The organism is Arthrobacter sp. MDT1-48-3, from assembly GCF_054511015.1.
In genome coordinates this window covers 299059-324485 of the sequence record NZ_JBTNDL010000001.1, presented here as the reverse complement: position 1 = coordinate 324485, position 25427 = coordinate 299059, and the positions used below count along the sequence as shown (strand labels likewise).

The following is a 25427-nucleotide window of genomic DNA, read 5'->3' as shown; positions in this document are numbered from 1 at the left end:
TCCTCTACCTGTCCGTGGGTGTGTGGTCGTGCGTGTGGTTCGCGTCAGTCCTGCGTGCGCCGGAGTACGACGACGGTGACGTCGTCGGCCACCTCGGGCACGTCGGCCATGTCGAGCAGGACGGCGCAGGCGGCCTCCGCGCTGGGCGCCGCCGTGATGACGCCGGCCACGGCCTCGGTGAACTGCTCGACCGTCTCGTAGATGTCGAGCAGGCCGTCGCTGACGATGGCCAGGGAGTCGCCGGGGCCGAGCTTCACCGTGTCCGCTGCCCAGACCTGGTCCGGCCATGCCCCCACCGGCGGTCCGGCCGATTTCAACCGGGTCACGCCGCCGTCTGCCGTGACATGCAGTGCCAGTCCGTGGCCGGCATCCACATAGCCGACGACGCCGGTGGCGGCGTCGAGGCGCCCGTGGAAGAGCGTGACGAAGGAGTTCGTCTGCTCCAGGTCGGCCTCGGTGGCGCGCGCCGCCGTCGCGAACGCGGTCTCGATGCTCGGCTGGGGGGCCACCGACCGCATGATGGCGCGCACGGTCGCCGCGACGAGGGCGGCTCCCATGCCCTTGCCCATCGCGTCGGCGACCGTGAGGTGCAGCCCGTCCGGGGTGCCGTACCAGTCGTAGAAGTCGCCGCCCACGCTGCGGGACGGCCGGAAGCGTCCCGCCAGTTCGTAGTCGCGGACCCACAGGTTGTCGCGGGGGAGGAGGTTCTGCTGGACCTCGGCGGCGCGCTGGCGCTCATCGGCGTTGGCGACGTCGGCGGCTGCCTGCCGGCTTTGGCGGCGGAACAGCGAGTTGATGCGTGCCACGAGTTCGCGCGGGCTGAAGGGTTTGCTGATGTAGTCGTCGGCACCGGTCTCGAGTCCGGTCAGGCGCTCGATCTCGTCCGTGCGTGCCGTGATCATGAGGATGTAGGCGTCGGAGAAGGTGCGGACCTCCCGGCAGATCTCCACGCCGTCGCCATCGGGCAGGTTCAGGTCGAGGGTGATCAGGTCCGCGCCGGCGCGCGCCTTCTCCAGCCCGTCGCTCGCCGTCCCGGCTTCCGTCACCTCGAAGCCCTCGCGCTTCAGGATCTGCACGAGCAGGCCCCGGATGTCGACGTCGTCCTCAACGACCAGTGCTCGGCGTTTCTCGGGGGCGACAGTCATGATCCTCATTAAACGCTACGCCGGGCGATGCTCGGCGCCCCTACAGCAGCTTCGCCACGATCACCGGTTTGGTGCGTCGAACTTGAGGTGATCTTGAGGAGCGCAGGCGGATTCCGCACCTTCAATCACCGGGCGGTCGCGCTAGTCTGTGGAAGCCGGCGCGCCGATGCCGCCAGCACCGTCATGCAGCGACGGATTGGCTCGACGACGGAGGGGGGATCGGTCAGCATGGACAGGGTGCTCTCCTACCTGACGCTCAACACCAGGCAGTTCCACGAACTGACCCTGCGGATGCGCGTCGTCCTCAGCCAGCTGCCGCTCTCCCTCACGGTGCTGCTCATCCTCGTCGGCGGGGCACTGTTCCACCGTGATCTCTTCTCGAGCGAGTCCTTCCTCCTCGGCGCAGGGCTGCAGGCAGTACTCCTGGCGCTGTGCGTCGTCGTCCCCTGGGACCGCCTGCCGCACGCCAGTTTCCTGGTCATCCCGCTGCTCGATTTCATCCCCATCGGACTCATGCGCCATGGCGCGGGGACCATGATCACCGGCGTCGGGCTGCTCGCCGTCTTCCCCGTCATCTGGCTGGCGGCCTCGGGGCTCTTCCCGCGTGCCGCCCTGGCCGTGGGGTTCCTCGGCTCGCTCGCGATCGTGTGGGCACCCGTCTTCGGAACCGACGCCGCCGTCACCTCGCAGTCCCTCACACAGTCCATCCTCCTCCCGTTCATCATGCTCGCGATCGGCGTGACCATACGGGTCATGACCGCCAGCATGATGGCGCAGCAGCAGGTCGTCGAGGAGAAGGACCAAGCCCTGCAGATGCTCCTCGAGGAGAGCGCGCGCCGGGAGCGGCTGCTGGAGACCGTGGTCAACAGCGTGGACATCGGACTGATCGCCGTCGACGAGACCGGGCGGCCGATGCTGACCAACCGCAAGCTCGAGCAGTTCCGCGCCCTCGCAGGAGGTACGCGGAACACCGCGGAAGGGGACCTCCGGATCTTCCAGCACGACGGCCAGTCGGTCATGCCCGAGGCACGGAGGCCGACCCGGCGAGCCGCCGAGGGGCAGGTCTTCTCCGACTACCTCCTGTGGTGGGGCGAGCGGCCGGACCAGAGGGTGCTCTCGACGTCGTCGCGCCTGATGACGAACCAGGCGGGCGCGCGTGAAGGATCCGTCGTGACGTTCAACGACGTCACGGAACTCGTCACCGCGCTCAACGCGAAGGACGAGTTCGTGGCCACGGTGTCCCATGAACTGCGGACCCCCCTCACCGCGATCCGCGGCTATCTCGAACTGCTGACCGGCATGCCCGACCTGCAGCCCGAGGTCGCATCCGGCCTCGAGGTGGTGTCCCGTAACTCCGAGCGGTTGCACAAGCTCGTGGTGGATCTGCTCTCCACGGCCGAGGGGACCCCGGAGATCACACCGGTCCCCACCGATTTCTCCGAACTGGTCCTGCAGCGCGTGGCGTCCGCCAGGGAACGCTCGACGAACCCCCTGATGCGCTTCGAGGACCGCACCGAGCCCGGCCTCCTGGCGCTGTGCGATGCCCCGCGCATCGGCCAGGTGCTCGACAACCTGCTCTCCAACGCCGTCAAGTACTCACCGGACGGCGGGCGCGTGACGGTCGGTGCCGCGGAGGTCGACGGCGAGGTGGAGTGCAGCGTGACGGACCAGGGCAGCGGCATGTCGGCGGAGGAGCTGAAGGGCGTCTTCTCGAAGTTCTTCCGGACCTCGGCGGCCCGCAATGCCGCCATCCCCGGCGTCGGGCTGGGGCTCGCCATCTCCAAGGCCATCGTGGAGCGCCATGGCGGCACCATCAGCTGCCGCAGTGTGGAGGGCGAGGGCTCCACCTTCACCTTCCGGCTCCCGCTGGCCCGCGCTGACCAGGACCAGCAGCTGCAGTCGCAGCAGCTCTAGCGCCGCGAGGCGCTGCGGGAAGGATCAGGCCGGGCCGAGATCGACGGTGACTGTCGTGCCGCCGCCGGGCGTCTCCGTGAGGCTGATCGAGCCGTCGTGGGCGGCCGCGATCCGCGCGCAGGTCGCGAGGCCGATGCCGCTGCCCGCTGGGTCTCCCTCCCGCTGGAGCCGCACGAGCGGTTCCAGGACCCGGTGCCGGTCCGCGGGGTCGATGCCCTTGCCGTGGTCGATGATGCGGAGCACCTGGGTCTGGCCGACGTCCGCGACGACCTCGATGCGGGGAGGAGTCCCTGGGGCCGAGTACTTGATCGCGTTCGAGACCAGGTTCTGCAGGAGGGCGGTGACCTGCGCCTGGTCCACCTCGAGTTGGGCGTCCCGGACGGTCACGACGGCGTCGCAGGCACTGCTGAGCGGCAGCACGTCCTGCAGCACGGCGTTCATCATCGTGTTCAGGCGGACCTTCCGGCGGCTGATCGAGCCGCCGATGCGGGAGAACTCGAGAACCTCCTCCACCGTCGAGAGCATCCGGCTGGCACTGCCCCGGATGATGCTGAAGTAGCGGGCCGCCGGCCCCGAGGTCTCGACGTCGTCGTCCTGCTCGCTGAGCTCGGTGTAGCCGAGGATCGCCGTCAGCGGGTTCTTCAGGTCGTGGCTGACCCGGGCTGCGAAGCCGGCGAGGTCCTCGTTGCTGCGACGGACCACCTCGAGGGCCTCGACGAGCTGGCGGGTCTTGAACTGCAGTTCGAGGACCTCGACCACCTGCCGGGCGAGGATCTCGAGGCCCTCCCGTTGCTCGGCGTCGAAGCCGAGGATCTCGGGGGAGAAGACGCAGAGCGTCCCGAGGGCGTACCCGCTCTCCGCCACGAGGGGGACGGACGCGTAGGACCGCACGAGGGCGATCCCACCGTTCACGAAGGGGTTGTCGGCGAAGCGGGGATCGCGTGACGCGTCCGGGACCGCCGTGATGGCGCCGGAGCGGAAGACCTTCGAGCACATCGAGTCCTCGCGGGAGCACACGGCAGCATCCACCCCGACGGCCGCGATCTGGTGCTGCTGGTCGGCCGTGATGATGTTGATGACGCCCGCGTGCATCCCGCTGACGCGGACGGCGAGCTTCACCAGGTTGAGGAGTTCCGTGGGCGTCTGGTAGTCGAACGCCTCCACCGGAGTGCCGTCGGCCTCCCCGTAGGGCAGGCGGTACTCCTGCAGGATCGCCTGTCGGGCCAACTCCTGCAGGTCCAACTCGTCGGCGTGAAGAAGCGACATGAATACCCCCGAAGAACTGTGAGACCGGTATCTGGTGATCCAACTATCGCATGCGGGGGTGCGGCCCACGTGGTAGGTGCGGAGCGGCCGGAGTGGCCGGGGACCACACGGGGCGCTGTCCGGCGGGCCCGCCGTCCCGCCTCAGCCGAGTGCGCGCACCCGGAGGGCGAGGTAGAGGTGGACGCGGTCCGCCGTGACCGCAGGGTCGTACCCCGTCAACGCCACCACCTGCTGCAGCCGGTACCGGATGGTGTTGCGGTGCAGGTCGAGGTCGGCTGCGACGGCGGCCACGGACCCGTCGAGGTCCAGGTACCGCTGCAGCGTCGCCAGCAGGCCGGCGCCGTGCGCCTCGTCGAAGGCCTCGAGTGGGTTCAGGGTCTCGGCCGCGAGATCGGCGAGCGGAACGTCAGCACTCGCCATGAGGAGGGACGTCAGGCTCAGGCGGTCGGCGAGGTTCAGCGCCTGCCCCCGCTGGAGTGCCTCCCGGGCCTCGAAATAGCTCCAGCGCAGTCCGTTCGGCTGGGCGTACGCCCCTCCCACGCCGATGCGCGAGGTGAGCCCGGCGCCATGCAGGTACTGGCTGAGCTGCGCCGGCTCCGGTGCGGCGGTGGCCGGCAGCACGAGGACGAGGCGGTCCTCGACCAGGGCGGAGGAGACGCCGTCCCAGCCGTCGGGCAGCGGCAGCGTGCGCAGGGCCCGGCGCTGGCCGGAGGCGACGTCGACGATCAGGACGCTGTGCCTGAGCGCGGTGTCGATACCCGAGCTCGCAAGCCTCGCGGCGGCCTCCGGACCCGCGAGGCTTCCCCGCACCACGTCCTCGAGCAGTTGCCCGGCGGCCGTCCGGGCTCCTGTGCGGTTCCGCCCCTGGTTCGTGAGTTCCACCGAGATGAGGCTCTGCGCGTAGTCGACGACCGCCGCCCGGGTGTACGGTTCCGCGATGGCGAGTGTGCAGCGGTCCTTCAGCCCCGTGGCGATGGGCAGCCGATGCCAGGACGTCGGTTCATCGCGGACGCGCCGCGGACCGGCGGCCCCGGCGATGCGTGCACCGTACTGGAAGAGGGCGACGTCGGTGCCCAGCATCCTCGCGAGTTCGGCGAGGAGCGCGCCGAGGCCCCCGGCGCCGAGGAGGGCGGACGCGAGGACGGCGTGTCCCTCGAGGAGGTCCTCTAGGCCTGCGTAATGATCGGCGGAGAGGGCGTCCGCCACCCTCTTCCCGATGGCGATGAACGGGACCTCGTACGGGACCCGGAAGGCCGGGAGTCCGACGTCGTCCGCCTCGGACAGGAGGGCCGCCGGGATCCTCCGGTGCGTCAAACCCACGCCGAATCCGATGGCCAGCGCCCCCGCCTCGTGCGCCCGGCGGACGAAGGCACGCTGGGCCGCGCCGGTCTTGAGGCGGACACCCGTCGTGAGGATCACCTCGGCGCCGCTGAGGAACGGCCGCGGATCCTCCAGCTCGGTCACCGCGACCCACTGGATCGGCTGGGCCGGGGGCTCGGAGCGGCCCTCCGCCACGAGGCCGAGGGCCGGGTCGGACAGCAGGTCGGGAAGCGTGATGGCCATGGTTCAAGCCTAGGCTCTACTGTGCTCCTGCACGGCACTTCCCCGTCCGTGCTGTGCAGATATCCGTGGCAGGGGTTACCCCGTCCCGGTACCGTCGATTCGATACCCGTGGCCGGACCTACCCGGACGCCGCGGACACCCCCTCGTGAAAGGCACTGCAGCGTGGCTGAGACCCTTCAGAACTACATCGACGGCGCGTTCGTGACGCCCGCCGGAACCGAACTCCTGGACATCGTCAACCCGACCAACGGCGAGGTCGTGGCGCAGTCGCCCGTCTCCTCCCCCGCGGACGTCGACGCCGCCATGCAGGCTGCCGCCCGCGCCTTCACCACGTGGAAGCGCACCACGCCGAGCCAGCGCCAGCTCCTGCTGCTCAAGCTCGCCGACGCCGTCGAGGCCGCGAGCGACGAACTCGTCGAGGCCCAGCACCGCAACACGGGCCAGGTGCGCGAGATGATCGCCGCCGAGGAGGTCGCGGTCGGCGCCGACCAGCTGCGCTTCTTCGCAGGTGCTGCGCGCATCCTCGAGGGCAAGTCCGCGGGCGAGTACCTCGAGGGCCACACCTCCTACGTCCGCCGGGAACCCATCGGCGTCGTCGCCCAGGTCGCCCCCTGGAACTACCCTTTCCTGATGGCGATCTGGAAGATCGGGCCCGCCCTCGCCGCCGGCAACACGGTCGTGCTCAAGCCGAGCGACACCACCCCCGAGTCCACCCTCGTGCTGGCACGCCTCACGCAGGGGATCCTGCCCGACGGCGTCCTGAACGTGGTCCTCGGTACCGGTGAGACCGGTGCGGCCATGATCGAGCATCCCGTCCCGGGCCTGGTGTCCATCACGGGTTCCGTGCGCGCGGGCATCGCCGTCGCCACGAGCGCCGCCAAGGGCCTCAAGCGTGCCCACCTCGAGCTCGGTGGCAAGGCGCCCGCCGTGGTCTTCGCCGATGCCGATCTGAAGAGATCCGCCGCGGCCATCGCAGAGTTCGCGTTCTTCAACGCAGGCCAGGACTGCACCGCGATCACCCGCGTGCTCGTGCAGGAGCAGGCGCACGACGAGTTCGTCGCAGCGATGGTCGAGCACACCGCCACGCTGAGGACGGGTAGTGCGGACGACTCGGAGAACTACTTCGGGCCGCTCAACAACATCAACCACTTCAACGCCGTCAACGCCGTCATCGACGCACTGCCGGCACACTGCAGCATCGCGACCGGCGGCAGGCGCGCGGGTGACAAGGGCTACTTCTTCGAGCCCACGATCATCACCGGCGCCCGCCAGGACGATCCCGTGGTGCAGCAGGAGACCTTCGGGCCCATCGTCACGGTGCAGACCTTCGCCACGGAGGAGGAAGCCGTGGAGCTGGCGAACGGCGTCGACTACGCGCTCGCGTCCAGCGTCTGGACCACCAACCACGGCACCGCCATGCGGGTCTCCCGGGACCTCGACTTCGGTGCCGTCTGGATCAACACGCACATCATGCTCACCGCCGAGATGCCGCACGGCGGCTTCAAGAACTCCGGCTACGGCAAGGACCTCTCCATGTACGGCGTGGAGGACTACACCCGCATCAAGCACGTCATGAGCGTGCTGGACGCCTAGCCGTCCCCGAGGAAAAAGGAATTCCCATGACAACGTTCGCAACCACTCCAGGCTCCGTCGCTCCCGGCTTCCGGCTGGAGCAGAAGCGCCGCATCAACGGCGACTTCCCCGGACCCAAGTCCACCGAGCTGGCCACCCGCCGCGCGGCGGTCGTCGCGCAGGGCGTCGCCTCCGGCGTGCCCGTGTACGCGGCGGACGCCGACGGCGGCATCATCCGCGACGTCGACGGCAACTCCTTCGTCGACCTCGGCTCCGGCATCGCCGTGACGAGCGTCGGCGCGTCGGATCCCGCCGTCGTCAGCGCCGTGAAGGAGCAGGTGGAGCACTTCACGCACACGTGCTTCATGGTCACGCCCTACGAGGGTTACATCGCCGTCGCCGAGCAGCTCGCCGAGCTGACGCCGGGTGACTTTGAGAAGCGCACCGTGCTCTTCAACTCGGGCGCCGAGGCCGTCGAGAACGCCGTCAAGGTGGCGCGTCTGGCCACCGGGCGAAACGCCGTCGTCGCCTTCGACCACGCCTACCACGGGCGCACCAACCTGACGATGGCGCTGACCGCGAAGTCCATGCCCTACAAGACGAACTTCGGTCCGTTCGCCCCCGAGATCTACCGTGTGCCGATGAGCTACCCGTTCCGCGAGGAGAACCCGGACATCACCGGTCCCGAGGCGGCACAGCGCGCCATCACGATGATCGAGAAGCAGATCGGCGCGGATTCGGTCGCCGCCATCATCATCGAACCCGTGCAGGGTGAGGGCGGCTTCATCGTCCCCGCCGACGGCTTCCTGCCGGCGCTGGCCGACTGGGCCAGGGCGAACGGCGTCGTGTTCATCGCCGACGAGGTGCAGTCCGGCTTCTGCCGCACGGGCGAGTGGTTCGCGGTGAACCACGAGGGCGTGGTGCCGGACATCATCACGATGGCGAAGGGCATCGCCGGAGGCATGCCGCTCTCGGCCATCACCGGCCGTGCGGACCTGCTCGACGCCGTCCACGCGGGCGGCCTCGGCGGTACCTACGGCGGCAACCCCGTGGCCTGCGCGGCGGCGCTCGGTGCGATCTCCACCATGAAGGAGCAGGACCTCGCCGGCCGGGCGCGCAGCATCGAGGCACGGGTCACCGAGCGGTTCGATGCACTGCAGGCGGACCTGGGGGAGCACAGCATCATCGGCGAGCTCCGGGGACGCGGAGCCATGCTGGCCATCGAGTTCGTGATGCCGGGCGGCAAGACGCCCAACGCGGACGCCACCAAGGCGATCGCGGCGCAGTGCCTCCGCGAGGGCGTCATCGTCCTGACCTGCGGGACCTACGGCAACGTGATCCGCCTCCTGCCGCCGCTCGTCATGCCGGACGAGCTGCTCGCGGACGGCCTCGACGTGCTGGAGAACGCCATCCGCACGGCGAACGCCGGCTGATCACCGACGCACCACGAGAAGGGCCCCGCAGCACGAGCTGCGGGGCCCTTCTCGTGGAACGGGTGGAGCGTCAGCCGACGGGGATGAGTGTCCGGAACTGCGGGTTCTCGGCGAGGAACGTCTGCGCGTGCCGGCAGTAGGGGATGGGGGCGAGGCGACGGCGGTGTGCCTCGAGCAGTGCCTGGCGCACGAGGACCGGTTCCAGGCCCGCCTGGCGGTATGCGGGGCCGACCACTGTCTCCAGCAGGCGGATGCGCCCGGCCCGCATGTCGTACTTCACGTAGCCGACCATCGTGCCGTCGTGGAAGAGCTCGAAGCGCGAGCTCACGGGGTTGTCGCGGAACTTCTCGCGCAGCTTCTGGCTCTCCGTACGCTCGGCTGCCCGCGCCACGCGATCCGTGAGGGCTTCCACCACTGCCTCGTAGTCCTCCTGCGCGCCGAACGGCGGGTAGTCCGAGTCCAGTACGCGGTACAGCTGGTTGCAGAGGATGCGGAGTTCACGCGTGGAGACCGTCGACAGGTCGTGGGGCACATCCGGCGCTGCCGGGCCCAGCGCCGCAGCGGAGTCCGGGACTGCGGCGAAGTCGAGCGCGGCCAGATCCGGCCACGTGCTCCGGGAGTTGTTGTCGTCCTGGCGGACGGAGTGGGCCGGGGACAGAGGGGCAACAGACATGACGAACCTCGGGTGATCAGAAGAAGGGTGGGCCGTTGCTTGACCGTCCTCAGAACCTAACAGCTAACTCACGATCCGTAAAGCTAGTCCGTCTAACAATCAGTAGGCTCATCAGCGATCCGCTCACCAGAGGCGCCGGCACTCCGTACAGGGGCTGATGCTGACGCCCATGGCCCCGGAGTGTCGCCTGATGTCATGCGGTGTCATCAGTTCTCTTTCACGACATCGTGTGTCATCAGCGTTACGATAGATGCATGGGTCGATGGGCACCGGACGCAGCGCTGAGGCTCGAGCGCGCGGCGCTCGAATTCTTCGCCGAGCAGGGCTATGCGGCCACCGCAGTACCCGAGATCGCGGCTCGAGCGGGCCTCACCACCCGTACGTTCTTCCGCCACTTCCCGGACAAGCGCGAGGTGCTCTTCCTGCATGAACGGGAGCTCCCCGCCGTCGTGGCGTCCCTCGTGGCCGGGGCTCCGGCGTTCCTGTCACCGCTGGGGCTCGTGATGCACGGGTTCGAGGCAATGGCCGCCGGTCCGTTCGAGGGCCGGAGGGCCGAGCTGCAGGCTCGACGCGCCATCATCGGCTCCGACGAGGGGCTGCGCGAGCGCGAACTGCTGAAGAACGTCCTCCTCGCGGGGGGCATCACCGAGGCGCTTTCCGGGCAGGGCGTGGGCAAGGAAGAAGCACGCCTCGTGGCACGGTACGGGGTCCTGGTGTTCGAGATCGCCCTGAACGACTGGCTCGACGGCGACAGCGACACGTTCTCGGACGTGCTGCACTCCACCGCGTACCGGATGGGACAGCTCGTCCGGCCCGCGCGTCAGGAGGAGTAGGCCGCCAGCTGGAGGCGGAGACCCGCGATCATGCCGTCCAGTCCTGCCCGGAACGCGGCATCGGCCGCCTGCTCCGCTCCCGTCGCATCGGTGGCACTCCTCACCGCGGAGGTGAAGACCGGGAACTGGTGCGCCAGCGCGCCGGAGTCGAAGATGTCCCCGGGGGCGGCGACGTCGAGCGCGGATCCGTAGATGAAGGACTCCAGCGCCACGATCGCGGGCACGATCCGGTCCTCCGGCCAGCCGGCCCGCAGGAAGCCGCGCGCCACCGCCTCGTACATGCGCAGGGTCTCCGCGGCATCGGTCACGGGCATCACGGCGATCACGGGTACGAGAGGAGCGTGCCGCGCGAAGACCTCGCGGTAGGACCACGCCCACCGCCGGACGGCCCCGTCCCACGGCTCCTCGTCGAATGCGCTGAAGTCCACCATCGTCATGACGTGGTCCTGCACCCAGCTGAGCACTTCATGCTTCGACGCGGCGTGGTTGTACAGCGCGGACGGCGCCACCCGGAGCCGCCGGGCGAGGGCGGACATGGTCAGGCCCTCGTAGCCGTCCGAGGCGATCAGGTCCAGGGCGGCCCTGGTGATGCCGTCCCGGGACAGGACGCTGCGCGGGGGGCGGCCCGCACGCCGGGGTGCAGGTGTTGCTGCGGTCATCGATCCTGCTCCTGGGTTGCGGTGGCGTTAACTCTACGGGCGTTCCCTTCCCTCGAGGGGCGGCCATGGCTATAGTAGGGCGAAATAATGAATGCCGTTCATTTTGTGGCCCGCGTCATGCGGGTCCGGGAGGATCACGTGAATACCATCGAGCGCGACGTCGTCATCATCGGAGCAGGTCCTTCGGGCCTCACCGCCGCACGGGAACTGGTCAGGGCGGGACATTCCGTCGCGGTCGTCGAGGCACGGGACCGCGTCGGCGGGCGGACCCACACCGACGTCGTCGACGGCGCGGTGTACGAGGTCGGGGGCCAGTGGGTGTCGCCGGACCAGACCGCCCTCATCGGGCTCCTCGACGAACTGGGGCTGCAGACCTTCTCCCGGTACCGCGAGGGCGACTCGGTCTACATCGGCCCCGACGGAGGGCCCGTCCGCTACACGGGAGAGATGTTCCCCGTGAACGACTACACGCGCGAGGAGATGGAGCGGCTCATCGCCCTGCTCGACCGGCTGGTGGCGGAGGCGGGGCCGGAGGCGCCCTGGAACCACCCCGACGCCCGCGCCCTCGATACCGTCTCCTTCCACCACTGGCTGCGGCAGCAGTCCGACGACGAGGAGGCCTGCGACAACATCGGCCTCTTCATCGCCGGCGGGATGCTGACCAAGCCGGCCCATTCCTTCTCCGCCCTCCAGGCCATCCTCATGGCCGCGACCGCCGGTTCCTTCTCGAACCTCGTGGACGAGGACTTCATTCTCGACAAGCGCGTGGTCGGCGGCATGCAGTCGGTCTCGGAGCGCATGGCGGCGGAGCTCGGGGAGGACGTGATCCTCTCGAGTCCCGTGCGCACGCTGCGCTGGAGCGGGATGGACGGGCGCGACGGCGTGACGGTCGTCTCCGACACGACCACGGTGCACGCACGCTACGCCGTCGTCGCCGTCCCGCCGAACCTCTACTCGCGCATCAGCTACGAGCCGCCCCTGCCACGCCGCCAGCACCAGATGCACCAGCACCAGTCCCTGGGCCTGGTCATCAAGGTGCACGCCACGTACGCCACGCCGTTCTGGCGGGAGGAGGGCCTCTCCGGGACGGGCTTCGGCGCGGACTCGATCGTGCAGGAGGTCTACGACAACACCAACCACGAGGACCCGCGGGGCACGCTGGTCGGTTTCGTCTCCGACGAGAAGGCCGATGCGATGTTCGAGCTCCCGCCGCACGAACGCCGCGAGCGGATCCTCGCCTCGATCGCCGGGTTCCTCGGCCCGCAGGCGCTCGAGCCGGAGGTGTACTACGAATCGGACTGGGCCTCGGAGGAGTGGACCCGCGGCGCGTACGCGTCCAGCTACGACCTCGGCGGACTGCACCGGTACGGTCGCGACCAGCGCACGCCGGTGGGGCCCATCTACTGGTCCTGCTCGGACATCGCGGCCGAGGGCTACCAGCACGTCGACGGCGCCATCCGGATGGGGCAGCGAACCGCCGCCGCGATCCACCACGCCCTGGCGTCGGGGCTGCAGTCCGCCGGCACGACCGCGGGGGCCTGACCGTGCGCTACATCGTCGGTTACACCGCGGACGAGCGCGGGCACGACGCCGTCTGCCTCGCCGTCGCGCTCGCGCGGCGCCAGGATGCCTCCCTCGACCTCGTCCTCGTCACCCCCGAGCACTCGCTCTATGCGGGCACCTATCCGCCGGACAAGGGCTTCGACACCCTCCTCTCCGAGCAGATGCGGGAATGGATGGACCAGGGCCTCGCACTCGTGCCCGACGACGTCGCCGCGCGCGGCGTGGTGGTCCGGGCCGAGTCCAACGCAGAGGGCCTCATCCAGGCGGCCGAGGACACGGAGGCCTCGCTGATCGTCATCGGGGCCAGCTCCCGGGGCCTCGCCAACAGGTTCAACGTCGGCAACGTGGCCCGCAGCCTCCTCCACGCCTCGCCCGTCCCGGTGGCACTCGCGCCCAAGTCCTACCGGCGCACCGAACCCGTCACGCGCCTCACCTGCGCGGTCGGCCGGCGTGCCGGGGCCGACGACGTCATCTCCGTCGCGGTGTCGTCGGCGCAGCGCCGCGGCCTGCCCCTGCGGCTCGTGTCCCTCGTCGCGCTCGACGGTGGCCGGACCGACCCGGATGGAGCGGAGGACGAGGCGAACCGGCGGCTCGCGGAAGCGGCGTCGTCGCTCGCCGCGGGAGGACGCGTGAGCGTCGAGACCGCGCGTGGCAGCTCCATCGAGGAGGCCATCGACACCATGGCCTGGGACGAGGGGGAGGTGCTGCTGGTCGGCTCCAGCCGCCTCGCGCAGCACATGCGCATCTTCCTCGGATCCACGGCCAACAAGATCCTGCGTACGCTGACCATCCCCATGGTCGTCGTCCCGCGTACGTACGCAACGCCCGGCACCACTTCCGGCCCGGGCGCCTTACCCACAGAGGCGGACGCATGAGTATCGACGAGACAACACAAAGGGGATCAGGGCTGAGCAGGAAGGGCCTGGACGCCGGGACGGTGGGCCTGCTCGGCGCCGTCGTGATCGGGGTGTCCTCCGTGGCACCCGCCTACACCCTGACAGCGGCCCTCGGGCCCACGGTCGCGGAGGTCGGGGTGAACCTGCCGGCCATCTTCCTCGTGGGCTTCGTCCCCATGCTGCTCGTGGCCCTCGGCTACCGCGAGTTGAACAACGCGATGCCGGACTCCGGGACGTCCTTCACCTGGGCCACGCGGGCCTTCGGGCCCTGGGTCGGCTGGATGGGCGGGTGGGGGCTGATCGCCGCCACCGTGATCGTGCTGTCCAACCTCGCCGCCGTGGCCGTGGACTTCTTCTACCTGATGCTCTCGCAACTGCTGAACGATCCCGCCATCGCGGACCTGACGCTGAACCTGCCGGTGAACATCGCCACGACGCTCGTCTTCATCACGCTCGCCTGCTACGTGTCCTACCGCGGCATGGAGGCGACCAAGACCGTCCAGTACGTGCTGGTCTCCTTCCAGCTCGTGGTCCTCGCCTGGTTCGCGATCGCGGCCTTCATCCACGTCGCGAACGGCACCGCCTTCGACGCGACGAGCATCAGCGCGGAGTGGTTCAACCCGTTCGCCGTCGGCTCCTTCTCCGCCTTCGCCGCCGGCGTCTCGCTCTCCATCTTCATCTACTGGGGCTGGGACGTGACCCTCACCATGAGCGAGGAGGCCGTCAACCCGAAGAAGACGCCGGGCCGTGCGGGCATGCTGACCGTCGTCGTCATCGTGGTCATCTACCTCACGGTCGCGCTCGCGACCCTCGCCTTCTCGGGCGTGGGCGACGGTGAACTCGGTGCCGGCAACCCCGACAACCAGGAGAGCATCTTCGCGACGCTCGCCGGCCCTGTCATGGGACCCTTCGCCATCCTGATGTCCATGGCCGTCCTCAGCTCCTCGGCCGCATCCCTGCAGTCCACCTTCGTCTCCCCGGCCCGCACGCTTCTCGCCATGGGCCACTACAAGGCGCTGCCCAAGGGCTACGGCCGCATCAGCCCGCAGCACAAGTCGCCGAGCTACGCGACGGTCGCAGCGGCGGTCGCGGCCGCAGGCTTCTACGTGTTCATGCGGCTGGTCTCGGAGAACGCCCTCTGGGACACCATCACGGCGCTCGGCCTGATGATCTGCTTCTACTACGGCATCACCGCGCTTGCCTGTGTCTGGTACTTCCGCGCACAGGCCTTCTCGTCCGCCCGGAACATGTTCTTCCGGTTCCTGGCGCCCCTGCTCGGCGGGGTCATCCTGCTGGTCATGTTCGTCAAGACGGCCGTCGATTCGATGGATCCCGAGTACGGCTCCGGCTCGGAGCTGTTCGGCGTCGGCATGGTCTTCATCCTGGGGATCGGGGTGATCCTGCTGGGGGCCGTGCTGATGCTGGTGTGGTCGCGCATCAACCCGGCGTTCTTCCGGCAGGAAGTGCTCACTCAGGGGTCGGCTCCGCAGGAGTAGCACGCGGGCACGGCCGGAAGCGCTGCGTTAGAGTGGACCGACTCCGCGGCGCTTCCGTCCGCGCCGCCCCGCATCCCACCGAGGAGGAGCCCCCGTGCGCTACGTCGTCGGCTACACCGAGAACGACCGTGGGCAGGACGCCCTCGAACTCGCCACCTCGCTCGCGCTCACGCAGTCGGCGGGGATCGACCTGGTCACCGTTCTCGACTGGCCCCAGGACGGCAGTGCGGCCCCCGGGAGCCGGCGTGCCCAGGAGGCACTCGACCGTGCGAGGGACAGTGTGCCCGACGGCGTCGAGGTCACCACGCACGTCCGCCTCGCGGACTCCTTCGCGCAGGGCCTGCTGGAGACGGCGCACGACGTCGATGCCGGCCTGATCGTGATCGGCGCCTCGACCAACGGCCTGCTGCGCCGCTACACCGTGGGCAGCGTCGCCAACGCCGTCCTGCACAGTTCGCACGTCCCCGTCGCGCTCGCGCCACGTGGCTACCGGCACCGCGCCGAATTCACCCGGATGACCTGCGCCGTCGGGACGAGGGCAGGTGCCGAGGGCGTGCTCGACGTCGCCGTCGAGTCCGCTGCCCGGCGTGGCCTGCCCCTTCGCCTCGTGTCACTCGTCGCACTGGACGTGCACGAGCCCTCCGATTCGGGGGAGGCGATCAACAAGGCGCATCAGCATGCGCATTCGGTGCTGGCGCGCGCCGTCGAGCGGTTGCCGGGAGGCTCCGAGGCATCGATCATCGTGGCGCACGGCCGGACGATCGAAGAGGCCATCGACGACATCGAATGGGACGCGGGCGAGCTCGTCATCGTGGGGTCGAGCCGCCTCGCGCAGCACCGCCAGATCTTCCTCGGCGCGACGGCGAACAAGATGCTCCGCGCGCTGCCGGTGCCCATGGTCGTGGTGCCCCGCGACTGGGTCCGTACCCCGAGCTGACCCGCGCGATCCCTCCGTCCCGTGGAGGGCGCGACGGGCGCGTGGACGGCGGAGCGATCGCGCGGAGTAATGATGGGTAATGCTGCGGGATTCCTGTCCCGGCGCTGCTCTGCGTGCCTAGGATTCGGCCATGGACGGACATCGCACGCCCGCAGGAAGCGCTGCGCGCCGCGCCGCGCTCGACGTCGTCGAGGAGAAGGCCGCGGCGATGTGCCGCAGCGAGCAGCAGGTGTGCTGGGCGCTGGCTCGTGGCATCGATGCCGCGATGGAGCCGGCCGCCTACAGCGTGCTGGCCGCGGTGCGCATGCTGGGTCCCTGCCGGGTGACCGACCTGGCGGCATCTCTGGGCATGGGGAAGCCGGCGGTCAGCGGACACGTGGCGGCGCTGCACAGGCTCGGCCTCCTCGAGCGCGGGATGACGGACGACGACGAACGATCCCGACCGGTGGTGCTGACGGACGAGGGACACCGGCGCGTGGACGCTGCACGGGCGCGCCGACGGCGCGACTTCCGGCGGCAGCTCGAGGGCTGGGACCAGGTCGACGTCGTCGACCTGGTGGCCCTGCTGTCCCGCTTCAACGCGGCCTATCTCGCTGCGGAACTCCCGGAGCGGCTCGAGCGACCGGCCTACGGACCCGCCGATGCCGGTTCCCGGGGTGGAATCCGGGAGCAGGGCGCCGTCAGGCCACCGTCACCGCCGGTTCGGGTGCTCCCGCCCGCCGTGGCTGGCGGCGCACGGTCCTCAGCATGTCCACGGTGAGGAGGACGAGGCCCACCCAGACGAGGCCGAAGCCGATCCATCGTTCGAAGGGCATGTCCTCACCGAGGACCAGCAGTGCGAGCAGGAACTGGAGCACGGGGGCGAGGTACTGCAGGAGCCCGATCGTGGTCAGCGGCAGGCGTCGCGCGGCGGCGCCGAAGAAGATCAGGGGCACCGCGGTGATGACGCCCGAGGCGACCATGATCCAGAAGTGGGCGGTGCCCTCGGTCGTGAGGGTCGCCGCGCCCGTCACGTCGAGCCAGATCATGACACCCGCGGCGATCGGCGCGAGGACCACCGTCTCGATGCTGAGGCTGGTCACGGCGTCGACGCGCGAGCCGACCTTCTTCTTGACGAATCCGTACAGGCCGAACGAGAAGGCCAGGGTGAGGGCGATCCACGGGACGGCGCCGTACCCGACGGCCAGGACGATCACGGCGAGGACGCCCATGCCGATCGCGGTCCACTGCAGGGGCCGGAGCTTCTCGCGGAGCACGATCACGCCCAGCAGGACGGAGACGATGGGATTGATGAAGTAGCCGAGGGAGGCCTCGATGGCCTGTCCCGTCGTGACCCCGTAGGTGTAGACCAGCCAGTTGACGGCGATGAGCAGCGCTGCGACGGCCAGTGTGCCGACGATGCGCGGCGTGCGAAGGGCCGTGAGCACCGGCCGCCAGGACCGCAGGGCCGTCAGCAGGAGCGCACAGAAGATCAGGGACCAGACCACGCGGTTGGCCACGATCTCGACCGGGCCCGCCGGCGCCAGGACGAGGAAGTACAGCGGAAGCAGACCCCACAAACCGTAGGCGCCGATGCCGAAGAGCACGCCCACGGAGTTCTCGCTCCTCGCCGGACGTCTGGTCGGTACACCTGTTCCGCTCACGAGGTCGTGAACCGGCCGGTTCCGGGCTTTATTCCCACCCACCGGCAGCGGGGAGGGGACGACGGCGGCCGGACGAGATCCCGGCCACGAAGTTAGTCCGCGCCGTGGTGCGGCATTTAGAATAGGGAAGTGTGCGCTTATTCGCGCCACGCTGTCCACCAGGAGCTTTTCCACCGGGAAGAAGGCAAATCAGTGTCTACCTCAGCTGCGGCGCGACCGCTGCGGGTCGCGATCATCGGCGCCGGTCCGGCAGGCGTCTACGCCGCCGACATCCTGACGAAGTCGAACGAGGTCCAGGGCGGCGATTTCGCCGTCAGCATCGACCTCTTCGACCAGTACCCGGCACCCTACGGCCTGATCCGCTACGGGGTTGCTCCTGACCACCCACGCATCAAGGGGATCGTGAACGCCCTCCACAAGGTGCTGGACCGCGGCGACATCCGCTTCCTCGGCAACATCAACTACGGGCGTGACCTGACCCTGTCGGACTTCCGCCGTTTCTACGACGCCGTGATCTTCGCCACCGGTGCCATCCGCGACGCGGACCTGGACATCCCGGGGATCGACCTCGAGGGCTCCTTCGGCGGAGCGGACTTCGTGTCCTGGTACGACGGACACCCGGACGTCAGCCGCGACTGGCCGCTGGACGCGAAGGAGATCGCCGTGATCGGCAACGGCAACGTCGCCCTCGACGTCGCCCGTATCCTGTCCAAGCACGCCGACGACCTCCTCTCCACCGAGATCCCGGAGAACGTCTACCAGGGACTGAAGGCCTCACCCGTGACCGATGTCCACGTCTTCGGCCGTCGCGGGCCCGCCCAGGTGAAATTCACGCCGCTGGAACTGCGGGAGCTCTCCCACTCGCGCGACGTCGACATCGTCCTCTACCCCGAGGACTTCGACTTCGACGCGGGCTCCGAGGAGCAGATCGCCTCGAACAACCAGACCAAGACGATGGTCAAGACCCTCACCAACTGGCTGGTGGAGGACGAGTCGACGGGCGCGTCGCGGCGCCTGCACCTGCACTTCCTGCACTCGCCCGTCGAGGTCTACGACGCACCGGAGACGCCCGGCAAGGTCGCGGGCATGAAGTTCGAGCGCACGGAGCTGACCGGGGACGGCAACGTCCGCGGAACCGGTGAGTTCCTCGACTACCCCGTACAGGCCGTCTACCGCGCCATCGGCTACTTCGGTTCCGAACTGCCGGAGGTCGGCTTCGACGACAAGCGCGGGGTCATCCCCAACGAGGGCGGCCGCGTCATCGACGAGGACGGCCACCCCGTGCCGGGCATCTACGCCACCGGCTGGATCAAGCGCGGGCCCGTGGGCCTGATCGGCCACACGAAGGGCGACGCCCTGGAGACCATCGGGTTCCTCCTCGAGGACCGGCTCAACCTGCCCCCGGCGGAGGACCCGTCCGAGGACGCCATCATCAACCTGCTCGAGGAACGCGGCGTGCACTACACCACCTGGGACGGCTGGCTGAAGCTGGACGCGCACGAGATGAAGCTGGGGGCGAATTTCGTCAACACCTCGGGCAACGCCGAGCTCGTGCGCGAGCGGGTGAAGCTCGTCCCCCGCGAGGACATGGTGGCCATTTCCCGCGGTCAGTAGGCCCGCTACACTGTGACCTGTCCTGCGCTGCCCCGCAGGACAGGTCACGAAGCGGAGTGCCGATGTCGCCGTCCCGTTCGATCTCCTCAGCGGAGCTACCTGCCGACGTCGTGCAGCGGAACGCCGTCGCGGCGCACGAAGCCCTCGGACGCGGTGCCGGTGTCGAGGACAACCTCCGCGGCATCGTGCACGACTCCTGGCTGAGGTCCCTCACCTTCCTGCCGAACCCCGCCACGGCAGGTGCCCGGCTGTTCTGCTCCGAGGAGGAGCTCGAGGCGTACCGCCAGGCCCATCCGCTCGCCGCGGTCATGCCCGTTCTCGACCGCCTCCTGGTACGGCCGAGCCTCGACGCGGGGATGCTCGTCGCGGTCGGGGACGAGAACGGCAGGCTCCTCTGGGTCGACGGCGACCGCGAACTCCGGCGCCGCGCCGAAGGCATGCTGTTCATGGCGGGCGCCGACTGGTCCGAGGCGGCGGTCGGCACGAGTGCGCCCGGGACCGCCCTGGCCCTGGAGCGGAGCGTGCAGATCGCGGGTGCCGAACATTTCAACGTCCAGGCCCACCCCTGGAGCTGCACGGCGGTGCCCCTGCACGACCCCGACTCCGGGACCGTCCTGGGCGTCATCGACATCACCGGCACGGCCGAGGCGGTCGCCGTGCACACCCTGTCCCTCGTGGAGGCCGCGGTCGCCGCGGCCGAGGCCCACCTGAGCATCCACCGGCTGCAGAGCCGGCTGACCGGGACGAAGCGGCACCGGCCGGCCCGGACGCCGGCAGCCCTGTACCGCAACAGCCTCCAGATCCTGGGCACTGACCACGGCATCGTCCACGCCGGTGGGTCCCCGCTGGACCTCAGTCTGCGCCACGCCGAACTGCTGACGCTGCTCGCGTTGCATCCGGAGGGCCTCACTGCGGACCAGATCGCGACGATGGCCTATCCGGAGGATGCGTCCGGCACCACGGTTCGCGCCGAGATGCTGCGACTGCGCCGGGTGCTGGCGAATCACGGTGGTGCGATCGTGCCGCAGTCCAGGCCCTACCGGCTTGCCGCGGAACTGGTGGTGGATGCCGTGCAGGTGCTGAACTACCTGCACCGGGGAGCGCACCGCATGGCACTCGGGATCTACCGGGGAGCCGTCCTTCCGCGGTCGCAGGCGCCGGCGGTCACGCGCCTGCGCGGCGAGGTGTCGACGCTCCTGCGGGACGCCGTCCTCAACGACGGCGCCCCCGACACCGTGCTGCAGTACCTGGCGCTCGCCGAGGCCGAGTACGACATCGAGGCGTGGCAATGCGCGCTGCGCGTCCTGCCCCGGCGTTCGCCGAGGCGGGCAGCGGTCGTCGCGCACGTGGAGTGGCTCGAGGCGGAGTTGTCCGCCCCGCTGTCCGTTGGCTCAAGTTCTCCCAAATTTTGTTAGCGAATCGCAACGAATCGTCGCGGACCCGGGACCGTCCGGCTACCGTTGTCCTTGGTGGTCGGGACTGCGGGCAGTGACGCCCGTCGGATCCGCCACCGGAAGGACCGCTTCTACCAGAGGATTCTCGTGACGCAGGCTGGAAAGCACCGTGGGACACCGCGTGTGCCGGGGCGGATTACTCGCTCCTCCCGGACGAAGATGAAGGCAAGCCTGGCCATGGTCGTGTGCTTCGTCGGATTCCAGGGCGTCGTCCCGCAGTCCTGGGAAGCGGCGTCGGCCGTGTCCGACACGGCGGCTCACCGGTCCAGCGCTGCGCTGCACGATGATGCACTACCGACGGGAGTCGTCGGGCCCTACCTGTTGTCGCCCTTCGGCGGCCTCGACGCCCTCGATCCGGCCATGCCGCTCCCCGAGGCCGCGGACGGCGCCGAGGTCAGCGCGGACGAGGAGGTCGTCGTCTCGACGACCTCCAGTGCGAAGCGTCCGATGGCCGGCACCCTCTTCTCGCCCCTCGACGCGCTGACCCCGAGCTCCTCCTTCGGCTTCCGCACGAGCCCCATCACCGGGGAGCACGGAGAGTTCCACACCGGTCAGGACTTCTCCGCGCCGTGCGGCACGCCGGTCTACGCAGCCGATGCCGGCACCGTCCGGGCCGTCGGCTGGCACCAGTGGGGAGGCGGCAACCGGGTCGAGGTCGACCACGGCAACGGTCTCATCACCACCTACAACCACCTGCAGGGCATCTCGGTCGCCCTGGGCGACGCCGTCGACGGCGGTGACCCGATCGCCGCGATCGGGACGACGGGATCCTCGACCGGCTGCCACCTGCACTTCGAGACGATCCTGGACGGCGAGCATGTGGACCCCGTGCGGTGGCAGCTCGTCCCCATCGGGCACGGAGCACCCCGAGGTGAACTGACGGACTACACGCCGGGCACCAGCGCTGCCGCCCCGATGCCGGCATGGGCGCAATCCTTCACCCGCTCCGGCGAGCCCGTGCCGACGGCCGGCGCCTACCCGCGACCAGCCGCATCCGCCCCGTCGGGAGGGACCGACGGCCTGGAGCCGGGTACCCCGACGGGCCCCGGTGCGCCGGCGGATCCGTCCGGCACGGCGCCCTCCACTCCCGGGAACGGAGTCTCCAGGCCCGGCACCACGCCGAAGCCGGCGCCCACTCCCGGTTCCACCGCGCCCCAGAAGCCCGCGCCCGGATCGACGCCGGGGGCCACGCCGTCTCCGGGCGGGACGTCCACGCCGTCCCCGAGTGCCACGCCGTCTCCGGGCGGGACGTCCACGCCGTCCCCGAGTGCCACGCCGTCACCGGGTCCGAGCGGGAAGCCGAACCCGGGTGCCACGCCGAGCCCGACACCCGATCCGACGCCGAGTGCGACACCGAGTGCGACCCCGACACCTGTCCCGACGCCGAGTGCGACCCCGAGTGCGACCCCGACACCTGTCCCGACGCCGAGTGCGACCCCGAGTGCGACTCCGACGCCTGTCCCGACGCCGAGCCCGACTCCGAGTGCGACTCCGACGCCTGTCCCGACGCCGACACCGACGCCGACACCTACGCCGGACCCTTCGTGCGATACCGATCCGACGGAACCGGGGGAGCCGGCGCCCGGCTCGGACCCCGCTCCCGTGACGGAACCCACCGGCACCGCGCCCGCGCTGCTGCCGTCCGTCCCCGCCCAGGGAACCGGCGCCGGCGCTCAACCCGAGGCGACGACGTGCGAGGACGCCGATCCGGCGACGCCTGCCGATCCGGCGCATGGGCCCGTGCCTGGGATCGCGGCGGTACCGACGCGCGAACAGGGCTAGGCGGACGGGCCACCTGGACGCTGCCCCGGCGACCTCGCGGGGTATGCAACGTTGATGCAACCACCGGGCTCCTAGTGTGTGCAGCAGGGACGACGACGTCCTGCACACACGGAGTTCAAGGAGTTGGACAATGACTGTTTACGCCCAGCCTGGCCAGGACGGATCGAAGGTCAGTTTCAAGCCGAGGTACGAGAACTGGATCGGCGGCGAATGGGCTCCACCCATCAAGGGCCAGTACTTCGAGAACATCTCGCCGGTCACCGGCAAGGCCTTTTGCGAGGTGGCACGCGGCACGGCGGAAGACATCGAACTGGCCCTCGACGCAGCGCACAAGGCCGCTCCCGCCTGGGGCAAGACCTCCGTCGCCGAGCGGGCCTCGGTCCTCAACCGCATCGCGGACCGCATGGAGGAGAACCTCGAGATGCTCGCGGTGGCAGAGACGTGGGACAACGGCAAGCCCGTCCGTGAGACGCTCGCTGCTGACATGCCCCTCGCCATCGACCACTTCCGCTACTTCGCCAGCGCCATCCGCGCGCAGGAAGGCCACCTGTCCCAGCTGGACGAGGACATGACGGCGTACCACTACCACGAGCCGCTCGGCGTCGTCGGGCAGATCATCCCCTGGAACTTCCCGATCCTCATGGCGACCTGGAAGCTCGCACCCGCGATCGCCGCCGGCAACGCCGTCGTGCTCAAGCCTGCCGAGCAGACGCCGTCGTCCATCCTCGTCCTGATGGAGCTGATCAGCGACATCCTCCCCGCGGGCGTCGTGAACGTGGTCAACGGATTCGGCGTCGAGGCCGGCAAGCCGCTCGCCTCGAGCAAGCGCATCCGCAAGATCGCGTTCACCGGCGAGACGACGACGGGCCGGCTGATCAGCCAGTACGCGAGCCAGAACCTGATCCCGGTCACACTGGAACTCGGGGGCAAGAGCCCCAACATCTTCTTCTCGGACGTCGCGGACAGCAACGACTCGTTCTACGACAAGGCGCTCGAGGGCTTCGCGCTCTTCGCGCTGAACCAGGGCGAGGTCTGCACGTGCCCGTCCCGCGCGCTCGTGCAGGGCTCCATCTACGACTCGTTCATGGCCGACGCGATCGCCCGCGTGGAGAAGATGGTCCAGGGCAATCCGCTCGACACCGACACGCAGGTCGGCGCGCAGGCCTCCAACGACCAGCTCGAGAAGATCCTGTCCTACATGGACATCGGCACGCAGGAGGGCGCGAAGGTCCTGATCGGCGGCGAGCGGAACATCCTCGACGGCGACCTCGCCGAGGGCTACTACGTGAAGCCCACCGTGTTCGAGGGCACCAACAGCATGCGGGTGTTCCAGGAGGAGATCTTCGGCCCGGTGGTGTCGGTGACGCGCTTCGAGGACTACGCGGAGGCCATGGAGATCGCCAACGACACCCTGTACGGACTCGGCGCCGGCGTGTGGTCCCGGAACGGGAATGTCGCCTACCGTGCCGGGAGGGAGATCCAGGCGGGTCGCGTGTGGGTGAACAACTACCACGCCTATCCGGCAGGAGCTGCGTTCGGCGGCTACAAGTCCTCGGGCATCGGACGTGAGAACCACGCCATGATGCTCGATCACTACCAGCAGACCAAGAACCTGCTGGTGAGCTACTCGGAATCCAAGCTCGGCTTCTTCTAGGAGATGCGATGACCGTCGAAGCCTCGGTGACCCTCCCGGGGGAGACCTCCTCCCGGGTGGCGCTGACGAACAGCGCCGTCGAGCTGCTGGAGAAGCTGTGGCTCATCCACGGGCCGTTGATGTTCCACCAGTCCGGCGGGTGCTGCGACGGCTCGTCGCCGATGTGCTACCCGGCCGGGGAGTTCATCACGGCGGAGGCGGACGTGCTGCTCGGCGTCCTGGACATCTCGACCGTCGGCGACGAGCCTCGCCTCATCGAGTTCTGGATGTCCCGTGAGCAGTTCGAGTACTGGCGCCACACGCACCTGACGGTCGACGTGGTGCCCGGACGGGGGAGCGGCTTCTCGGTCGAGGCACCGGAGGGCAAACGGTTCCTCATCCGCTCGAGGCTGATGGCCCAGCCGTGACGGACAGGGGCCCGGGAACCCGGGCCCCTGTCCGTACCCCTCAGGCATCGACACCCGCTGCCACGACGCAGGTCACTGGTACGGTGGGGTTCCGCGGGCCACCGCCGGGCAGCCCGTCCGGCCCGGACGCGGTGCCGCTGCAGGCAGGGGAGACTTCCATGATCACGGACGACGGGCAAGGGGAGCATCGCGGGCCCTGGGTCGCCCCGCACGACGACGTCGCCGGTCGGCTGAGCGACCTGGCGCGGTCCCTGCAGCAGGAGGACTCCGAGGATGCCGTGCTCGAGCACCTGGTGCGCGCCGCGATCAGCCTCGTACCCGGCGCCGACGAAGGATCGATCACGCTCGTCATGGCGCGCCGCCGGGTCGAGTCCCGCGCACCGTCGGGAGATCTCGCGCGGGCGATCGACGAACTCCAGGAACGGACCGGCGAAGGGCCGTGCATGAGCGCGGTGTACGACGAGCAGACCGTCCGGGTGCCCGACCTGCGTACCGAGAGCCGGTGGCCGGAGTTCTCCACGAAGGCGGTCCGGGCGGGCGCGGGCAGCATGTTGTCCTTCCAGCTCTTCGTCGAGGGCGACAACCTCGGGGCGCTCAACCTGATCGGCCGCGCCCCGCACGCCTTCACGGAGGAATCGGACTACGTGGGCCGGCTGGTGGCGTCCCATGCAGCGGTCGCCTTCGCCGACGCGCAGAAGCTCCACCAGTTCAAGGACGCCATCGCCACCCGTGACCTGATCGGCCAGGCCAAGGGCATCCTCATGGAGAGGTACGGCATCACCGCGGGGCAGGCGTTCATCATGCTGGTGAGGGTGTCCACCGAGATGAACCTCAAACTGCTGTCCGTGGCCGACGAGCTGGCGAACACGGGCAATTTCCCGGCACGCCGGAAGGGCAGGAGCTGACGGGCCGCCTCCGTGCCG

At 69.5% G+C, this 25427-nt stretch carries 21 protein-coding genes; 15 read left to right on the top strand and 6 right to left on the bottom strand.

Annotated elements, in window-relative coordinates; all coding sequences use genetic code 11:
• Positions 1-44 precede the first annotated feature (44 nt).
• Positions 45-1145 carry a SpoIIE family protein phosphatase gene (locus ACX80L_RS01600; RefSeq protein ID WP_133081080.1) on the bottom strand — a complete coding sequence of 367 codons (1101 nt, stop codon included), beginning with the start codon at positions 1143-1145 and terminating at the stop codon, positions 45-47.
• A gap of 228 nt (positions 1146-1373) precedes the next feature.
• Here ACX80L_RS01600 and ACX80L_RS01595 point away from each other — a divergent pair, with 228 nt between their 5' ends.
• Positions 1374-3059, top strand: a complete 1686-nt coding sequence (locus ACX80L_RS01595; RefSeq protein WP_459287256.1) for a sensor histidine kinase — start codon at positions 1374-1376, stop codon at positions 3057-3059.
• A gap of 24 nt (positions 3060-3083) precedes the next feature.
• On the opposite strand, the gene ACX80L_RS01590 is transcribed toward ACX80L_RS01595, so the two are convergent.
• Entirely contained in the window at positions 3084-4325 is a 1242-nt protein-coding gene (locus ACX80L_RS01590) for a sensor histidine kinase (RefSeq protein ID WP_459267253.1), read from the bottom strand.
• A 141-nt stretch (positions 4326-4466) separates the two neighbouring features.
• Positions 4467-5888 carry a PucR family transcriptional regulator gene (locus tag ACX80L_RS01585; RefSeq protein WP_133081077.1) on the bottom strand — a complete coding sequence of 474 codons (1422 nt, stop codon included), beginning with the start codon at positions 5886-5888 and terminating at the stop codon, positions 4467-4469.
• Between the two features lie 162 nt (positions 5889-6050).
• Between ACX80L_RS01585 and ACX80L_RS01580 the strand changes: the two genes are divergently transcribed.
• The gene (locus tag ACX80L_RS01580) at positions 6051-7481 is read left to right on the top strand and encodes an aminobutyraldehyde dehydrogenase (RefSeq protein ID WP_459287254.1); all 1431 of its coding nucleotides are present in this window, start codon (positions 6051-6053) and stop codon (positions 7479-7481) included.
• A gap of 26 nt (positions 7482-7507) precedes the next feature.
• Positions 7508-8893 (top strand): 4-aminobutyrate--2-oxoglutarate transaminase, encoded by a 1386-nt coding sequence (gabT, locus tag ACX80L_RS01575; RefSeq protein ID WP_459287252.1) that lies wholly within the window; start codon positions 7508-7510, stop codon positions 8891-8893.
• 70 nt (positions 8894-8963) lie between these two features.
• Here gabT and ACX80L_RS01570 read toward each other — a convergent pair whose 3' ends face one another.
• Positions 8964-9566: a GNAT family N-acetyltransferase gene (locus ACX80L_RS01570; RefSeq protein ID WP_459287250.1), complete on the bottom strand. Its 603-nt coding sequence runs from the start codon at positions 9564-9566 to the stop codon at positions 8964-8966.
• 254 nt (positions 9567-9820) lie between these two features.
• Between ACX80L_RS01570 and ACX80L_RS01565 the strand changes: the two genes are divergently transcribed.
• On the top strand, positions 9821-10399 hold the full coding sequence (locus tag ACX80L_RS01565) for a TetR/AcrR family transcriptional regulator (protein ID WP_459287248.1): 579 nt from the start codon (positions 9821-9823) through the stop codon (positions 10397-10399).
• Here ACX80L_RS01565 and ACX80L_RS01560 read toward each other — a convergent pair.
• Complete coding sequence (locus tag ACX80L_RS01560; protein ID WP_459287246.1) at positions 10387-11058, bottom strand: TetR/AcrR family transcriptional regulator; 672 nt, start codon at positions 11056-11058, stop codon at positions 10387-10389. The genes ACX80L_RS01565 and ACX80L_RS01560 overlap by 13 nt on opposite strands.
• 117 nt (positions 11059-11175) lie before the next feature.
• Here ACX80L_RS01560 and ACX80L_RS01555 point away from each other — a divergent pair, with 117 nt between their 5' ends.
• The 5 genes from ACX80L_RS01555 to ACX80L_RS01535 all read left to right on the top strand — a co-directional run bounded on the left by ACX80L_RS01555 (position 11176) and on the right by ACX80L_RS01535 (position 16710).
• Entirely contained in the window at positions 11176-12600 is a 1425-nt protein-coding gene (locus ACX80L_RS01555; protein ID WP_459288067.1) for a flavin monoamine oxidase family protein, read from the top strand.
• Between the two features lie 2 nt (positions 12601-12602).
• Positions 12603-13496 (top strand): universal stress protein, encoded by an 894-nt coding sequence (locus ACX80L_RS01550; RefSeq protein WP_208739103.1) that lies wholly within the window; start codon positions 12603-12605, stop codon positions 13494-13496.
• The gene (locus ACX80L_RS01545) at positions 13493-15013 is read left to right on the top strand and encodes an APC family permease (RefSeq protein ID WP_133081070.1); all 1521 of its coding nucleotides are present in this window, start codon (positions 13493-13495) and stop codon (positions 15011-15013) included. The genes ACX80L_RS01550 and ACX80L_RS01545 overlap by 4 nt, the downstream gene beginning before the upstream one ends.
• A gap of 94 nt (positions 15014-15107) precedes the next feature.
• Complete coding sequence (locus ACX80L_RS01540; RefSeq protein ID WP_459287244.1) at positions 15108-15950, top strand: universal stress protein; 843 nt, start codon at positions 15108-15110, stop codon at positions 15948-15950.
• 130 nt (positions 15951-16080) lie between these two features.
• The gene (locus tag ACX80L_RS01535) at positions 16081-16710 is read left to right on the top strand and encodes a MarR family winged helix-turn-helix transcriptional regulator (protein ID WP_459287241.1); all 630 of its coding nucleotides are present in this window, start codon (positions 16081-16083) and stop codon (positions 16708-16710) included.
• On the opposite strand, the gene rarD is transcribed toward ACX80L_RS01535, so the two are convergent.
• Positions 16631-17593 carry an EamA family transporter RarD gene (gene rarD / locus ACX80L_RS01530; RefSeq protein ID WP_459287239.1) on the bottom strand — a complete coding sequence of 321 codons (963 nt, stop codon included), beginning with the start codon at positions 17591-17593 and terminating at the stop codon, positions 16631-16633. The genes ACX80L_RS01535 and rarD overlap by 80 nt on opposite strands.
• A gap of 192 nt (positions 17594-17785) precedes the next feature.
• On the opposite strand from rarD, the gene ACX80L_RS01525 reads away from it, so the two are divergent.
• From ACX80L_RS01525 to ACX80L_RS01500, 6 genes are all read left to right on the top strand, one after another.
• Positions 17786-19207, top strand: a complete 1422-nt coding sequence (locus ACX80L_RS01525; protein WP_459287237.1) for an FAD-dependent oxidoreductase — start codon at positions 17786-17788, stop codon at positions 19205-19207.
• A gap of 62 nt (positions 19208-19269) precedes the next feature.
• Positions 19270-20622: a GAF domain-containing protein gene (locus ACX80L_RS01520; RefSeq protein WP_459287235.1), complete on the top strand. Its 1353-nt coding sequence runs from the start codon at positions 19270-19272 to the stop codon at positions 20620-20622.
• A gap of 198 nt (positions 20623-20820) precedes the next feature.
• Positions 20821-22443, top strand: coding sequence for a M23 family metallopeptidase (locus tag ACX80L_RS01515; protein WP_459287233.1), 1623 nt, complete (start codon positions 20821-20823; stop codon positions 22441-22443).
• Between the two features lie 130 nt (positions 22444-22573).
• The gene (gene exaC, locus ACX80L_RS01510; protein ID WP_133081064.1) at positions 22574-24097 is read left to right on the top strand and encodes an acetaldehyde dehydrogenase ExaC; all 1524 of its coding nucleotides are present in this window, start codon (positions 22574-22576) and stop codon (positions 24095-24097) included.
• An 8-nt stretch (positions 24098-24105) separates the two neighbouring features.
• Positions 24106-24504 carry a DUF779 domain-containing protein gene (locus ACX80L_RS01505; RefSeq protein WP_459287231.1) on the top strand — a complete coding sequence of 133 codons (399 nt, stop codon included), beginning with the start codon at positions 24106-24108 and terminating at the stop codon, positions 24502-24504.
• 158 nt (positions 24505-24662) lie between these two features.
• On the top strand, positions 24663-25409 hold the full coding sequence (locus ACX80L_RS01500; RefSeq protein ID WP_133081062.1) for an ANTAR domain-containing protein: 747 nt from the start codon (positions 24663-24665) through the stop codon (positions 25407-25409).
• The last annotated feature ends 18 nt before the right edge of the window (positions 25410-25427 follow it).